The organism is Psychrobacter sp. HII-4, from assembly GCF_904846595.1.
Classification (GTDB): domain Bacteria; phylum Pseudomonadota; class Gammaproteobacteria; order Pseudomonadales; family Moraxellaceae; genus Psychrobacter; species Psychrobacter celer.
On sequence record NZ_CAJHBJ010000003.1, the window covers coordinates 171295 to 187485 of the forward strand.

General features: G+C 47.5%; 10 protein-coding genes. 3 read left to right on the forward strand and 7 right to left on the reverse strand.

The window, feature by feature from the left end:
* Positions 1–470: 470 nt before the first annotated feature.
* Positions 471–1115, reverse strand: coding sequence for a hypothetical protein (locus tag JMX98_RS03510; RefSeq protein ID WP_201584731.1), 645 nt, complete (start codon positions 1113–1115; stop codon positions 471–473).
* Between the two features lie 589 nt (positions 1116–1704).
* Here JMX98_RS03510 and JMX98_RS03515 point away from each other — a divergent pair.
* A complete protein-coding gene (locus JMX98_RS03515; protein ID WP_075100718.1) occupies positions 1705–1977 on the forward strand; it encodes an HU family DNA-binding protein in 273 nt (90 codons plus the stop codon).
* 459 nt (positions 1978–2436) lie between these two features.
* A complete protein-coding gene (locus JMX98_RS03520; protein WP_201584732.1) occupies positions 2437–4311 on the forward strand; it encodes a SurA N-terminal domain-containing protein in 1875 nt (624 codons plus the stop codon).
* A gap of 174 nt (positions 4312–4485) precedes the next feature.
* On the opposite strand, the gene purH is transcribed toward JMX98_RS03520, so the two are convergent.
* The 6 genes from purH to mrcB all read right to left on the reverse strand — a co-directional run bounded on the left by purH (position 4486) and on the right by mrcB (position 12555).
* A complete protein-coding gene (purH, locus tag JMX98_RS03525) occupies positions 4486–6066 on the reverse strand; it encodes a bifunctional phosphoribosylaminoimidazolecarboxamide formyltransferase/IMP cyclohydrolase (protein WP_201584733.1) in 1581 nt (526 codons plus the stop codon).
* Positions 6067–6220: 154 nt separating this feature from the next.
* Positions 6221–6538, reverse strand: coding sequence for a DNA-binding transcriptional regulator Fis (gene fis / locus JMX98_RS03530; RefSeq protein WP_198336962.1), 318 nt, complete (start codon positions 6536–6538; stop codon positions 6221–6223).
* 210 nt (positions 6539–6748) lie between these two features.
* Complete coding sequence (locus JMX98_RS03535) at positions 6749–7882, reverse strand: DUF3426 domain-containing protein (RefSeq protein ID WP_201584734.1); 1134 nt, start codon at positions 7880–7882, stop codon at positions 6749–6751.
* Positions 7883–8063: 181 nt separating this feature from the next.
* Positions 8064–8990: a 50S ribosomal protein L11 methyltransferase gene (gene prmA, locus JMX98_RS03540; protein ID WP_201584735.1), complete on the reverse strand. Its 927-nt coding sequence runs from the start codon at positions 8988–8990 to the stop codon at positions 8064–8066.
* Between the two features lie 191 nt (positions 8991–9181).
* Positions 9182–10024, reverse strand: a complete 843-nt coding sequence (locus tag JMX98_RS03545; RefSeq protein WP_227680014.1) for a tetratricopeptide repeat protein — start codon at positions 10022–10024, stop codon at positions 9182–9184.
* A 29-nt stretch (positions 10025–10053) separates the two neighbouring features.
* On the reverse strand, positions 10054–12555 hold the full coding sequence (mrcB, locus tag JMX98_RS03550; RefSeq protein ID WP_201584738.1) for a penicillin-binding protein 1B: 2502 nt from the start codon (positions 12553–12555) through the stop codon (positions 10054–10056).
* 832 nt (positions 12556–13387) lie between these two features.
* On the opposite strand from mrcB, the gene JMX98_RS03555 reads away from it, so the two are divergent.
* Positions 13388–16174 carry a heavy metal translocating P-type ATPase gene (locus JMX98_RS03555; protein WP_201584739.1) on the forward strand — a complete coding sequence of 929 codons (2787 nt, stop codon included), beginning with the start codon at positions 13388–13390 and terminating at the stop codon, positions 16172–16174.
* Positions 16175–16191: the final 17 nt, after the last annotated feature.

Sequence of the window (16191 nt, forward strand, 5' to 3'; positions counted from 1 at the left end):
AATTATACTTAATCCTGAGTAATTTAGTCAAGATTAAAGTATGGTTGAATGGTTAATCAAGCTGATGGCTATGATTGATAAAAACAATGATGCATAAAAGCAATGATGGATAATAATCAAGAGTAAAAACAAATGAGGAGTAAAGATATAGTGGGTGCACTATAAAACAAACCCAGTGTTATAGGTATAAATGCCGTAAAGCTTCAAAAGTAAGCAGCGCGCAAGAAAAGTTGATACCAGTCGCATACGGCATAATAGCTGCATTTTTTTGGTTTAGGATTAACGATACTTGATAAAAGGCAAGGTAGGAGAAGGTAGGGTGACAGCAATAGATATCTAGGCTGTATTTTTGATATGGCACCCTACTGTTTGATGACTGGTCAGTAGCTTGTTAAAGATGCCACCATAAAGCGACTAATAGACTTCTCAATGATACCTGTCGATTTTATTGCTTCGTTTAGTGGACTCGTTTAATTTATTAATAATGCGATAATCGCGCCAATCATGACAAGCAGGGCGACGACAGTCACAATCGTCAGTGTTTTTTGTTTGCTTTGTAGCTCTTTGACCGTGGTTTCAAGCTCGCGGTTTTTGATGGTTAAGGTGTTAATTTGCGTTTGCTGCTCTTTGATACGCAGTTTGTAGCTTTCCTTTTTTTCTGCCATCTCCGCTTCAGTGGGCTTAGATTTGCCTTTACTGCCTTTGAACTTTTTCACCAGTCCTTGGATGAGGCTGCCTAGACCCAATTGCATGATAAATTGCTTGACCAACTGTACTTGCACTGACTCCCCGCGCATTTGTAGCTTTTCGGTGCTTTCGCTATCGTGAGTGGTGATGGCGTTGATGACTTGGATACTGTAGGCATTGATGACGACATCAGGCTCACTACGGCCTATCGGCAATTGCGCGTCTAATAATACGCCTTTGGTACTAAAGGTGGCAAAAACTTCTACATGGGGGAGGTACAAGCGCAGCGCGACGACAGTACCTTGCTTGGCTAAAGGATAAGCTGCTTTACGTAATTCAGGATCTAGGCGTAACAGTAAGGTCAATGCTGACTCGATGAACACCAAAAAGATATTGAGAAAAGAGTGAGATAACGTAGAACGCTTCATGTAGATAATCCGTGGTTATTTTAGTAACGTGTCGTAAAATGAGGATTTGATCGATAAAAAACAATTTAAAAATCAAGATACACCCAAAATATGCGATTATATTTTGCTTATAGTAACGTCTTTATAATAAAAAGTAACGCAAGTTTCTGACTCTTGGCAACCTTTGTGTCAAGTGTATTGATAAGTCGATATTTTTTGTGCTATTTTCGGCTTTGGCTGCCTGTTGTCTTAGAGCCAGTAGTGGCTTGTTGATGACTCATTAGTATTTTTAAGCTAAGGATAGGTTCAAATACTATAGTGAGAGCAATTTACTGGACAAAACACTGGGTAGTCAAGCTGTCTAAGGTAAGTAGTGAGCTGATAAAAAATTGCAGGGGTTTTGCGTAACATTGAGTGTCAAATACGTAGTAAGCGGCACAAAAATATGTAAAATCGCTTGCGCTCCTTATGCGGCCTTGATATAAAGACGATAACAAAGCGAAACCTGTTAATACGCAAGTCAGGTAGTTTTTATTGCTTAAGTGCTATGAGAGCGTTACAATACCTGGCGTGAGCGTGTATTATCCCCCTTAAACTTGAAGGAAATTTTATGAATAAGTCAGAATTGATTGATAGCATCGCAGAAAAAAGTGGTCTGAACAAAACCCAAGCTGGCGATGCACTAAACGCTGTTATGGAAAGTGTTGGTGAAGCTTTAGAAGCTGGCGACAGCATCTCTTTGGTTGGTTTTGGTACTTTTAGCGTAAAAGACCGCAAAGCACGTACTGGCCGTAACCCTAAGACTGGTGAAGAGCTAAACATCCCAGCAAGCAAAGTACCAAGCTTTAAAGCTGGTAAAAACTTAAAAGAGCGCTTAAACTAAGCCTTTGTTAAGATAGTACTTTTTAAGACTATATAAGGTATAGACCACTATAAAACTACGGCCACCTATTAGGCAGAGACTAAAATTGGATACAAGATACGTATAAATGCAGTGTCTGTAGGCCGTAAAAAGATAGAAGGTCGCTCATGGATTTGCTTATTATTTAAGCCATGAGCCAAATAGCAAAAAGCACCTAATATTTAGGTGCTTTTTTTATTGCGATAGTTTGTATCAGACATCATGAATATTTTGAGTCTGTCTTAAAAATCACGTATCATAGGGCGCGCTGTAGATGTATTGTCTAAATCAAGATTGATTGATATCTCTTGGTTTTGCACCAAAACGCACACGCCCTTACTCATACCATTGCCGGCTTAGATAGTATCGTTACCACAGCGTCGATAGGCATAATATTACAATGGTTTTTCATCAACATAGGTTAATAAAGCAGAGATAACTATGGATAAATTGCGCGATTTTTTAAAAAGCTGGCCAGGTCGCATTTTATTGATTTTATGCCTGTCACCGCTTGCGCTATTAGGCGTCGAAAGCTACTTTGGCGGTAGTGTCGACCCAAACCAAGTCGCTCAGGTGGGTGAGGCAAGTGTGGGGCTGTCTGAGTATCAAGCTGCGGTAAATAACCGTCGTACCGAAATCTTAGAGCAAGTTGATGATGCCAGCCTCTTAAATGAGGATGTGCTACACGAGCAGGTGCTAAAAGGCCTTATAGATCGCACATTGTTAGAGCAGCAGGCAGGTAAGCTTGGGATGACGGTCTCTGATGACACCATCAACCGTTTGCTGCGTCAAGAAGAAGCATTTAAAGATGCGGACGGTAATTTTTCTAATGAGCAGTTTGCAAACTTTTTGCGCAATCGCGGTATGACAAAAAACCAGCTGTTTGCTGAGTTTCGCAATCAGTTAAGCCTCGATCAGCTCAATGCCAGTATCGTCGGTACTGCGATTTATCCGATGCAAGCGGTCAGTCAATTGATTGATTTGCAAATGGAGTCGCGCAATATCTGGCTCCATCGGTTTAATTGGCAAGACTATGCCGATCAAGTCGAGGTCAGCAAAAGCGATATTCAGGCTTATTATGATGCCAATAAAGACACACTAAAAAGTGCCGCGATGGTGGATTTGGCTTATATTCAACTAGACCCGCAAGCCATTCAGGTTGATGAGGTCACTGAAGCGGATCTACAGCAGCAGTATGAAGCGTATAAGCAAAGCCAAGCGGTGGTAGACGAGCGTAGAATCAGCCAAATACTCCTCACAGGTGACAACGCCAAGGCGCGTGCTGAAAAAATTCAGGCACGCTTAGACAAAGGTGAGTCGTTTGCCGCGCTTGCCAAAGCCGAATCCGATGATCCGTCAGCAGAGAACGGCGGCGATATCGGTCGTCTGAATACCTCGGTGTTTGGTAGCGATGCTGCTGCGGTCGAAAAAGCGCTTGAAGGCCTAAGTGTTGGGGATGTCACCGTACCTATCAAAACCAGCTTTGGCTATCAGATATTTACAGTGACCGAAGATAATGGTAGCAAGGTGCCAAGTCTGGAGAGCATGCGCGATGAGCTAACGGCGAAAGCAAAAGAGTACAAGCGTCAAGAGATTTATGCCGATAAAGTCACGGCCATTAATGATTTGGCGGCTGATGGTTTTAGTATCGAAGATATTGCTCAGCAAGAAAACGTCCCACTAAAACGCATCAAAGACTACCGTAAAGAAAATAACCAATCGGTCCTGTCACAGCCAGCTGTGCTCAAACAAGCCTTTGATGAATTTACCATTCAAGATCAGGCAGTAACCGCAGGTATCGAAGTAGGTAACAGCAAGGTGTGGGTACAACCGAGCAATTATCGTCCTACTAAAACCTTGTCTTTGTCAGCGGCGACGCCAAAAATTACGCAGATACTACGTCGCCAAAAAGCCACAGCATTGGCCCTAAAAGAAGCCAAAGCCATCGCTGCTAGTATCAAAACGCCAGCAGATATCAGCAAGCAGCCTGTAACACTGCAAGCGCTCGGTCAGATCAATCGTCAAACGACACAATTGACCGAAAAAGAGCGTGGTATGGCCTTTAGCCAGCAAGCTGATGATAACGCTGTGGTAGCTATCGCAGGCGAGACGGAAGTGGGTGCCAGCTTGTTGGTCGGTGACCGCATCAAAACGGAGCAGCAATCACCATTATCTGATGTGCAAAGAGCGCAAACGGCGGCTATTATTCGTGATAATTTAGGCCAAGATCAACTGCAAGATTACTTAGAGTATCTGCGGATGGTGTATCAGGTTGAGATTAACGACACCAACATGGCCAACGCGCAAGGTCGTTAAATACAAATCGTTAAATATCGATAATTGAGTCATCTTAAATGGCTTAAATGACGATAACCGCTCGCGCATAAAGACGTAAAAAAGTCACTGTATCAAAGACAGTGGCTTTTTTTAATCTGTAATTTAGCAATCAAAACCGACCCGCCTCATGCGCGCCGGCTCAGTTACAAAAGACTAGTGGCGGAAATGACGCATACCTGTAAACACCATGGCGATACCATGCTCATTGGCCGCTGCGATGGTTTCGTCATCGCGCATCGAGCCACCCGGCTGAATGATAGCAGAGATGCCGACATCCGCTGCATTATCGATGCCATCACGGAATGGGAAGAAGGCATCTGAGGCCATAACCGCGCCTTCGGTGGCAAGTCCTGCGTGTTCAGCTTTGATGGCGGCGATACGGGCTGAGTTGACACGGCTCATTTGACCGGCACCAACACCGATGGTGCGCTGAGCTTTGGCATAGACGATGGCGTTTGATTTGACATATTTTGCGACGTTCCAGCTAAATAGCAAGTCTGCAATCTGCGCCTCTGTTGGCTGTACATCGGTGACAATTTTTAGATCATTGGCAGTGATTAAGCCAAGGTCTTGTTCTTGTACGAGTAGGCCACCATTGACGCGCTTATAATCAAACTGAGCGTCGCGTTGGTCTGGTGCTGGCAGCTCGCCGCATACTAAGACGCGGACGTTTTTCTTGCTGGCTGTGATATCGAGGACGCCTTCTTCGATACTTGGTGCGATGATGACTTCGACGAACTGATTATCAATGATGGCTTTAGCCGCGGCTCGCGTCAAGGGACGGTTAAAGGCAATGATGCCACCAAAAGAAGACTCAGGGTCGGTACTAAAGGCCGTTTGGTATGCAGCAACTTGGTCTTGATCCACAGCCACGCCGCAAGGGTTAGCGTGTTTGACGATCACACAAGCAGGCGCGCTAAAGGCTTTGACACACTCCAGTGCGGCATCTGTATCGGCGATGTTATTATACGACAGCGCTTTGCCTTGCAACTGTGTGGCGGTCGCGATAGAGGCTTGCTGGCTCTTTAATGGGTGGTTTTCGACATAAAAAGCGGCATTTTGATGCGGGTTTTCACCATAACGTAAGTCTTGTGCTTTTTCGAGCTGCACGTTAAAAGTGCGTGGGAAGTTTTCTGGCTCCTGCGTGGCGCTGAGGCGGCTGCCCAAGAAGTTGGCAATCATACCGTCATACTGCGCGGTATGCTCAAAAGCTTTGACCGCTAAGTCATAACGCAGCGCCGAAGTCAGCTCAGTGCTGTCACCGAGAGCGGTAAGGACGCGCTCATAGTCAGCAGGGTCCGTGACGATACCGACATGGGCATGGTTTTTTGCTGCTGCCCGTACCATAGTAGGGCCGCCGATATCGATGTTTTCGATAGCATCAGCCATGGTCACATCGGCGCGCGCGATGGTTTGCGCAAATGGATATAAGTTTACCACCACCAGATCAATACGCTCGATTTGATGGTCACTCATGACGCCATCATCAGTCCCGCGGCGACCTAAGATACCGCCATGGATTTTAGGATGTAGTGTCTTGACGCGGCCGTCCATCATCTCAGGAAAGCCAGTATAGTCTGAGACCTCGGTTACAGCGACGTTATTTTCGGTGAGTAGCCGATACGTACCGCCAGTAGATAACAAACCAAAGCCTGCTTTGATGAGACCTTGAGCAAATTCAACGATATTGGATTTATCAGAGACTGATAATAAGGCGAGTGGGGTTGTACTCATAAAAAAAACTTCCATAAAAAAAGCCCGACATCAACGTCTGGCAAGGTGATAACGACAATGGTGGCAGATAACCTCAAAAAAACTGAGATCATCACCGCTCAATTGCCCTGCATAATGATTGTCAATCAAAATAGATAGGCGCATATAGCTGATGCTACATTAAGTCATAAGTTTTGAGTTTTTTGCGTAGTGTACCGCGATTTAGCCCGAGGATTTGGGCGCATTTGGTTTGATTGCCGCGCGTTTGTTCGAGGACGACCGACAGTAGCGGTTCTTCAACTTGTCTTAAAATCAGCTCGTATAAGTCGGTTGGCACCTCATCACCTAACAAGGCAAAGTACTGGCGCACCACACGCTCAACATGTACACGCAGTGGCTCATGAGCAGTGTCGGTATGGGGTTTGGAGTAGTCGGCAGGATGCTCAGAGCTGGTAGCAAAATGGTGGGCATTATGCTGTGCATGAGGTGCCATAAGATAAAGTCCTTGGGTTAGAGAAAATCAAACCATCAGATATCAGGGTATTATATCAAATTAATGGCCTTTGGCGCTGATAGATTCGAGGTTATATCCGATACCCAGTTATCAAATACATGACCATCAAGTCGCTCAATGAAGCGTTATTTTTCGTAGTATCTGTCAGCGTAGCTAAAACATACCTTAACCATTTGATAAACACAGGCCTTAATACAAAGGCGTTATCTGAACGTCGCGAATCTGAGTATTGGCCACAGGGATGGTAAACAATAACTGCTGCTGACTATTGGCGGCGAGTTGTTTTTGCTTGCTTAATAAGTAATCTGCTGGCGCTGCGATAAACTCACCAATCATAGTATCTTTGCCGTACACACTGACCTTTACGCTCGGATAGAGCTGCGCTTTGGTGCTTTGATTATAAAGGGCGGCACTGACATCGCTAAACGCGCCTGTGGTGTTGATACGGCTTTTTTGGTGAGTAATGTGACTAATGCTCAATGCTGTTAGGTCCGCACTAGGCAAGCTACAAACGGCAACAGAGCAGATGCGGTGTAGGCGCTCGGCGTGGGCAGGGTCTTTGACCAAGGTGTCTATATTAAAGATGACATATTGCGCCAATAAGAGCAGCGCCAATACCAAGCAACCAAGGGTCCATAGTAATGATGCCACTGAGCGCCGCGCAGGCGTTGGTGAAAACCTTGCTTGTGCCTCTTTTATACGGGCGTTTTGGCTTTTTTCTTCGTCACTAAACGGCACACCCATTTTTCGTAAGATTTGTGATAGGTCGGTGTTGTCTGGTGTTTTGTGTGTGTTTTGGCTTTCTTCTTTCAACAACGCCTCAAGCCAAGTATTGTCCGCATTGTCATCGACATTGGCATGAATATCATTGGCGGCGGCAGAGCTTAGCGCTGCTTGTGCCGATGAGTCCGGGCTTGTCTGCGCTGCAGATGGCTGCTGGTTGGAGGTATGGTTGCGATGACTTGCCTGTGTCAGCCATGCATCCATACTGTCAAGCGAATCGTACTCTAATAAGTCGGTTTCTGACTCCTCTATATCCATGTCATCATGAATCAGCTCATCGTGGATGAGATCGTCATCAATCAAATCGTCGTGAATAAGCTCATTGTGAGCTGCGGCTTTGTTTGATGTAGAAGTGGCGGTATCGGTCGCAGCGTGAGGGGTGGGGGCAGTGTCGGCGGTGACGATGAGGTGCTGATTGACCAAAAAGCTCTGATGACACTGCTCGCAGTTGACAGTGGCGTTTACTTTGTTCAATTGGGTTTGTTGTACTTTAGAGCAAGCGTGACAATGAGGGCACTGAGTTTTTATGGGCGTGGTCATAGGGTCGAGTCCAAAAAAGTATGGTGATCAATACCGCTTTTCCACTCACCAACAGCTGCCTATGGGGTATATACTATGCATTAACAAAATATCTCATGTATGAATCATGGGCAAGGACAGAGTGGCGTCAAACACATAACATTTGACTGCCCTCTATCGTAACAGATGTAATTAAATGTTGCTAGCCTGTAAATGTACCAGATAATCGTTGCCAGTGCTGGTCTTCTTGGTCAGTAAAAGCATGCTTAGGATCCATAGCAAAGTAAGGCTGATAGGCGGCGACGACGTCGTCGGTTTGTGATTCAATCAAGCCTGCCAGTACGATACGGCTGCTGGGTTTGACCAATGTAGCAAAGTACGGGGCTAAGCCGATCAGGGGTTTTGCCAAAATATTGGCGACCAGTACTTCGACTGGCACAACTTCATGCTCAGCACAGTATTCATTAAATGCTTCTGGCAAAAATGCTTGCAGACTATCACCAACTTGGTTGCGCTCTGCATTTTGATTGGTGGCCAGCACTGCTTGTGGATCGATATCGACAGCGTAGACTTTTTGTGCGCCTAGCAGCAAGGCGGCGATGCCCAAAATACCTGAGCCGCAGCCATAGTCAATCACTACCTTGTCTGTCAGGTCTTGCTCTGTGAGCCAGTCGAGGCATAAACGCGTGGTGGCATGATAGCCAGTACCAAAAGCCAAACCTGGGTCCATAATGATGTTGGTCGCTTCAGGGCTCGGCGGCGTAAGCCAGTTGGGCACAATCCAAAGATCGTTGGCGCATTCTATCGGCTGGTAGTTGCTCATCCATTCGCGTTCCCAGTCTTTATCGTCGACAGCAGTCAGCCAAATGCGGCTGGCTTGTACTTGTGCGGCGATTTCGTGGCTTAGCTGCTCGACGGCCTGCCGACTGCCGTCATCAGTGCTCGCATCAAAGAGCCCAGTCAAAATAACCTCGTCCCAAAGCGGCGACTCACCAGGCAACGGCTCAAACAAAGGTTGATCGCCTGCGTCATCGAGCGCGATTGAGAGCGCGCCTGCTTCTAATAGCAGCGCTTCGGCCAAATCAACGTTTGCCTTTTCGCATTGTAAATGTAGTTGTTGCCATGCCATAACGATACCCTTAACTAAAAGAAAAAAGTGAGAAAAATAAATACGTATTTTAACAAGAAACAGTAGTGAAAAAGCAGCTCATGTATTGCTACGATGGCTACTTGATATCCATTGAGATAGGTGGGCTTGACCTCATTCGCGATATTTTACGCGTGTGCTTTTAGCTGCTGAGGGCATACGTTGACGCCAGATTAACGCAGTGCTCGTTTTGCTTCGTTAATCACTCGTCCATTGCCCTGAGCTTGCCCTGATTGCAGGATGACTTGCCATAGCGCACGTCTACGACTGGCGTCTTGCGACACGCTAAGGCCGCGGCGCGCCATGGCTTCTGCTTTACGTGGTTGGTTCTTTTTTAGTGCAACTTGTGCCAGATAAAAATAGACGGCAGAGGATCTGGGTGCCAAGCGCTGGGCACGGGTAAAACTGTTTTCGGCATTGGTCAGGCTGCCAGCTTTGAGCTGACTGATGCCCGCTTGCATCAGATTGCGAAATGCAGGCAGGTCGCTGTTATTGCTGGTGGTACTCTGGCTGCGTTGTTGTGAGTTTTTTCTAGCGCGCTCTAGCAGCTCATTGTGTGAGGGTGCTGCAGGCTCAGAGATCATATAGTCTTCACGAGAAGGCGTGAGAATGACCACATCTGGCTGACTGACGATGGGATCTTGGCTGGGTAGGTGGGTCTGCGGCGTATCTTTTGTCAGTGGGTTTGCTGACTCAGAAGAGCCGTCATTTGGGTAAGCACCAGCGCTGCCTGTGCCGTCTTGTTTGACAATGGGGGCTTGTGTCACCGGATAGGCCGTGTCATGTCGCGCAGTGCTAGCGGTGCCTGATGCCCCTAATGGCGTCTGTTTAGCTGAAGTGTGCGCACCAGCAGGCGTGCTGGGTACCGTTTGACAAGCGCTCAAACTCAGCATACCTATCACAGCGCCAGAAAAAACCAAACGGCGAGTGGACTTAACGGTACTCAATGTGGTTTTTGCAGAGGTTGGCATCAGGCGATGGTTACCTAAGACAGTGTGTTTGAACAATGACAGCATAGAGAGCCCCTTTATAAATTACCAAAATGTTAAAACCATTCAACAGCGCGGTCATACCATGTATCTGCACGACTTTGTGAATCATTGCTGTCAGCTTGATCCTCATCATTATTAGAATCGACCGCTTCGCCATTTGGAATCTCCAAACCTTCGCGGCGACGTTGTTGATTGATGACGCCTTGCTGGCTTTGCCATTGCAGCTGCTCACGCGCTCGCTCTTGCTGGTATAATCCAAGGGCACAGGCACTGGCTTCTTTTGGAAGGTGCGCGGATAAGACAGGCAAATAGCGTGCATCGGCACAGCGCTCATCAGAGAGTTTGCCTGAGTTGTTTTCTAGCCAGAGCCACTCGATGCCTTCAGGCTCCGGTAGCGCCACGGGCGTCAGTTTCAGGCGTTTCATGTAGTCAATCCAAACGGGTAGGGCGCCAGTACCACCGCTCAAGCCGATAGGTTTGTTGTCATCACGGCCGACCCATACCACGCTGACATAGTTGCCACTATAGCCGGCAAACCAGGCATCGCGATAGTTGTTGGTCGTACCCGTCTTGCCCGCCAAATTCAAGTGACTACCCAGCGACTGGGCGCGTCTGGCCGTACCGTTTGACACCACTTGTTGTAAGGCGTAATTGGTCAAAAAGTTGGTCTCAGGCGGGATGCTGCGCTGCGTGTTTAGCCCCGTACGCTGCAAAATCCGGCCACGATTGTCGATCACCGTACGAATACTATGAATGGGCGTACGAAAGCCGCCGGTGGCAAAGACTTGATAAACACCGAGCATATCCATGGGACTTAGATTGACAGAGCCCAATAATGCTGAAGGGTAAGGCGGGATTTTTTCTTGTACACCCAGACGACGCAGCTGTCTGGCAAAAGTGTCGACACCAAACTCCATGCCCAAACGTACCGTGCTTTGGTTATAAGACTTGGCAAGAGCGGTGGTCAAGGGAACATAGCCATGATCACGGTTTGAGTAGTTTTTGGGGCTCCACTTGGTGCCATCACCTAGGGTGACGGTAATCGGCGAATCATCTACTGGACTTGCCAAGTTATAACGGCCACTTTCGAGCGCGGTCATATAAATGACTGGTTTTAATAAAGAGCCGACTTGACGCTTGGCATCGACCGCACGGTTAAAGCCTGTAAACTCACTGCCACTGCCCACCACAGAGACCAGCTCACCTGTTTCAGGGTTGGCACTGACCAGCGCGCCTTGTAGATCTTTGGTTTTACTACTATTACGGCGCAGCTCGCTCAGTTTTTTATCGACCGCTTTGTCAGCGGCCAACTGAGCAATAGGGTCTAAGGTACTGATGATGATCAGACCTTCGTTTTTGAGATCATCAGCATAATAAACAGTATTTAGCTCACGCTTGACGATATCTAAAAAGTCAGGGAATTGGCTTTTGCCTTCAACTGGCTTATCCACCACACCCAGCGGCTGCTCCAAAGCTTTTTCGTAGTCTTCTTGGCTCAAAGTACCCATTGCCAGCATGTTATTTAGCACGACGTCACGGCGCGCTTTTGAGTCGTTTGGATGACGGCGCGGATTATAGATACTAGGGCCTTTTGCCATACCGACCAGCATGGCTTGCTGATCTATACGTAGCTCTTTTAAGGGTTTGTCAAAATAAAACTGTGACGCCAACCCAAAGCCGTTAATAGAACGGTTGCCGTTTTGACCCAAATAAATCTCATTAAGATACGTCTGCAAAATCTCATCTTTGCTGTAGTGCAGCTCCAATAAAACCGCCATCAACGCTTCGTTGGCTTTACGTTTGAGCGTGCGATCTGAGTTGAGATAAAAGTTTTTGATAAGCTGCTGGGTGATGGTTGAGCCGCCTTGCATCGAGCCGCCAGAGAAGTTATTGAGCACGGCGCGCGCGATACCGCGTATCGAGACCCCTTTATGCTCATAAAACGCCCGATCTTCGGTGGCAATCAGCGCATCAATCAATGGCTGCGGCACTTCATCTAACGACACCACCAAGCGATCTTCGTTGCTGTCTGGATAGATACCGCCGATATTTACTGGCTCCAAACGAATGATGCCACTTTTGGCCGGCAGTGTGCTTTGAATAGACGCAACCTTATTGCCTGAGATGGTCATCTTAATGACTTGCTCGGCGTCTTTGTCATTAGCACTGTAGGTAAAGCCGCGCGTGTGAATAAAATAAGTATTGCCCGAGCGGTGATAAGTCCCTGTGCGATCATAGGATTTGTTGCTTTGATAATTGAGCAGCTCAAGCCAGGTCTTCATCGTTTCGCGATCGACATTTGCCCCTTGGTATAGCTCAAGCGGCTGCGAGTAGACTTTGGCCGGAATATCCCAGCGCTTACCCTCAAACTTATGAGTAATAGTGCGATCAAGTTTGATCAAATAGAGCGCCAACAACACCATGCCTGCGATGATAACAAGTAAAATCAGACTACTAAAGACGATACCACGCTGCTGTGAAGGCAGCGTGCCGATAGCAGGTCTAGAAGACTGAGGCAAAGTGAGAGTGGATCGCTTAAAATTGGATTTTTGCACTGATGTCGCACCGTTTTGGGATAAAAAAACTGCCTCATAATGACGCAAATTGACAAATTTTTCAATCTATCATCGTCAACGACAGTATTCATGGGTATTTAGCGGTCAGTAGTTACCGCTGCTTGAGGGAGCTGCTTATAGTATAATCGATAGTCAAACTGCACAGTGATTCTAAGTTGTTATAGTAGATTCAATTTAAAAATGTTATAGCGCTACTGGTATAAATTTCCTTGCGTTCTGTATATAAAGAGGCGGCGAAAAATTCATCCTAGTAGCGCTTTGGAACTTATGACAGTTTTGTTTTGAACTGACTATAGATTCTAAGCTAATAGACACTAAGCTGATACAGGTCATACTCTCGTCACCAGCAGAATGTTACGGGCAGTCTAAAGAGCATGTCAGCTGCTAACACACGATAGCAGTTTGTCTAGGCGACCATGATGTAATTTTTATGAATCCGCGGCAGCGTGGCCTACGTATATGAGCAAAGCACGGGTTAAAACAGCTATTTTAATCCTGTTTCGCATCGTCAATGCTAGGGCGTGTCCTCAGCTCAATCGGTATGTAATCGATAGTCGTTTAAATGGGCTAAAAGTGGCCAAAAATTGCCATATGGCGTCAGATAGCTCACCATTATTTCGGTATCATCTGCGCTATTTCGTTGTTTGACGATAGTGTTCGATGACAGTATTCGATGGCAGTGTTAAACAGATCATTGATCTTATTTTTATTAGTATTTTTACAATGCAGACACGACCTAGTCAGTTTATGTAACGCAAATTTAAAGCAAATAAGGTTCGAGCAAACCTGTCTAAAGGAAATAAGGGCGATTATGTCTAGTGTTCCATCACAAACGGCATCTACCAGTCAACGCTATGAAGATAGCTCTATCACCGAAGGTTTGGTGTTGCCTCTTGCAGGCCACTGTTTTCACTGCGGAGACCCTGTGCCTGAGCCGCCATTTTATACTGAGATATTGGGGCAATCGCGTGAAATGTGCTGTATGGGGTGTCAGCTTGCCTCTGAGAGCATCGTAGAGGCTGGGCTTGAGCAGTATTATTTGGACCGCTCAGAGATCAACCGCACCGCCAGCCTACCTACGCAGCTGACGCGTCTTGAAGCCTATGATCATGAAGAGATCAAATCACAATTTGTCTACGCACAAGACGGTATGTCGGTGGCTGAGCTGTCGGTCAACAACCTGCGCTGCGCCGCCTGTACTTGGCTGATTGAGTCGCGCTTAGATGAGCTAGAGGGCATTAGCAAATGCCAAGTCAACTTGACCAACCAGCGCATGCGTGTGATCTGGAATGAAAGCCGCCTACCGATCAGCCGTATTTTGGCAGTCATCAACGAGATCGGCTACGAAGCCAGGCCATACCGTCAAGACACTCACGAGGCGATGCTGGCACGTCATAACAATCAAATGCTCCTGCGCTTGGGTATTGCAGCGCTGGGCTCGATGCAAGCGATGATGTATGCCGTTGCGATTTATTTTGGGGAATACAGCGATATGCTGATATTTCAGCGTGATTTTTTGCGCTGGGTGTCATTGTTTGTCAGTACGCCGGTTTTCTTTTATGCAGGTATTCCGTTTTTTACCTCGGCATGGTCTGCGATTCGCGCCCGTCAGGTGAATATGGATGTGCCCGTCAGTATCGCACTGGTTGTCACTTTTTTTGCCAGTCTGTACGCCACCGTCACTGGACAAGGCGAGACATACTATGATTCGGTCAGTATGTTTATTTTCTTTTTATTGGCGGGGCGTTATATCGAGCATAATGCTCGCCTAAAAGCGGCGACCATGGCCAATGACTTGGTGGTGGTTGAGCCGGTATTGGTACAAAAAATTGCTGAAAACAAGGATGCCGCTGCACAGATATTACAGCATTTTGAGCAAAGCCCCTCGATACAAGATGGCGCGAAAAACCCCTCAAGTGCTGCTAAACTTGGTGACGCGAGCATAGCAGCGGCCCAAAAAAACACAGGTGGCGCATCAGACGCCATCGCGGACTTTACCCAAAGTATGGATACCAGTCTGCAGCAGCTGACAGTGCGCATCGCGCAAGCGTGGCAAGCACAGCGCGCAAACGCTGCATACGATACAGAAGACAAGCAGATGGTCACCGCGCATAGCTTGCAAGTGGGCGATATTATTTTGGTAGAGGCAGGCTCTGAGATCATCAGTGATGGGATATTGCTCAGTCAGACAGCCACCGTCTCGCAGAGTTTGTTGACCGGTGAGGGCGATTTGATTCTCAAAACGCAAGGCGACTATATCGTCGGCGGCGCACAAAACGACAGTCAGCCGTTTGAGATGTTGATTACCGCCTTGCCAAAAGACAGCCAAATCGGCTTGATCGATAGACTGATGAACCGCGCCATGAGCGAAAAACCCAAGCTTGCTCAGCAAGCGGATAAGCTGGCACGCTGGTTTGTGGCGCGTATCTTAGTACTGTCGGTATTGGTGTTTGTCGGCTGGTATATCGTCGATCCTAGCCAAGCGATTTGGGCAACGGTCGCGGTGTTAGTGGCGACTTGTCCTTGCGCGCTATCTTTGGCCACGCCTATTGCCTTGACGGTTTCGACCAACCGTTTGGCAAGCTATGGGTTTTTGACCACGCGTGGACATACGCTACAGACGCTTGCAGAGATTACTCATGTGGCGTTTGATAAAACAGGTACCCTGACGTACGGCAAGCCTAACTTATTAAATATTGAGCTGATGACTCTGTTGCCAGACAGCGAGCAAGCAGGGCAGACGCGCGCTGAGCAAAAAGACAAAGTGCTGGCGATAGCCGCCGCCTTAGAAGTCGGTAGCCGTCACCCGATTGCCCATGCGCTGTTGACCGCAGCGTATCAGTTGCATCTGCCTACCACTCAGTTGTTGCAGTACTATCCTGCAGGCGGCGTCGAGGCGGTAATTGATGATGTACGCTATCGTATTGGCCATGTGGATTTTGCCTTAGACAGTACAGATCATGGGCGACATATTGACTTGGTGGCTGAGCGAGCAAGCTCGGCGGTGGTGTTGTCTTATCAGCAAAGTGCGGGCGCGTTATGGCAAGCGTTGGCCTGCTTTTATTTTAATGACAAAGTGCGTGATAGTGCCAAGCCGATGCTCGATGCGTTAAAGGATTTGGGTATCGAATCCGTCATGCTGACAGGCGACCCAAGCCCGCAAGCGCTGCGTATGGCTGAGAGTTTGGGCATGCAGGCCGCCTACAATGGTTTGTCGCCGACAGATAAGGTCGATCATATCCAAAGCCTACAGGCACAAGGGGCGGTGGTGCTGATGGTCGGAGATGGCATCAATGATGCGCCAGTGCTTGCTGCTGCCGATGTGTCAACCTCGATAGCAGGCGCGGCAGACTTAGCACAGGTATCGAGTGATAGTATTATTTTGGACGGTCAAATCGAAGCCATTACCGCAGCCAAGCGTATCGCTGATAAAACCGAACGCATCATCAAACAAAACTTTCGCTGGGCAATTATTTATAATGGCAGTGTACTGATACCAGCGGCGCTCGGTTATGTACCGCCATGGTTAGCGGCCATTGGCATGTCGCTTAGCTCTTTGTTTGTGGTGTTAAACGCCCTGCGGCTAAAACGCGCGTAGCTGCCACCGAGTCACTG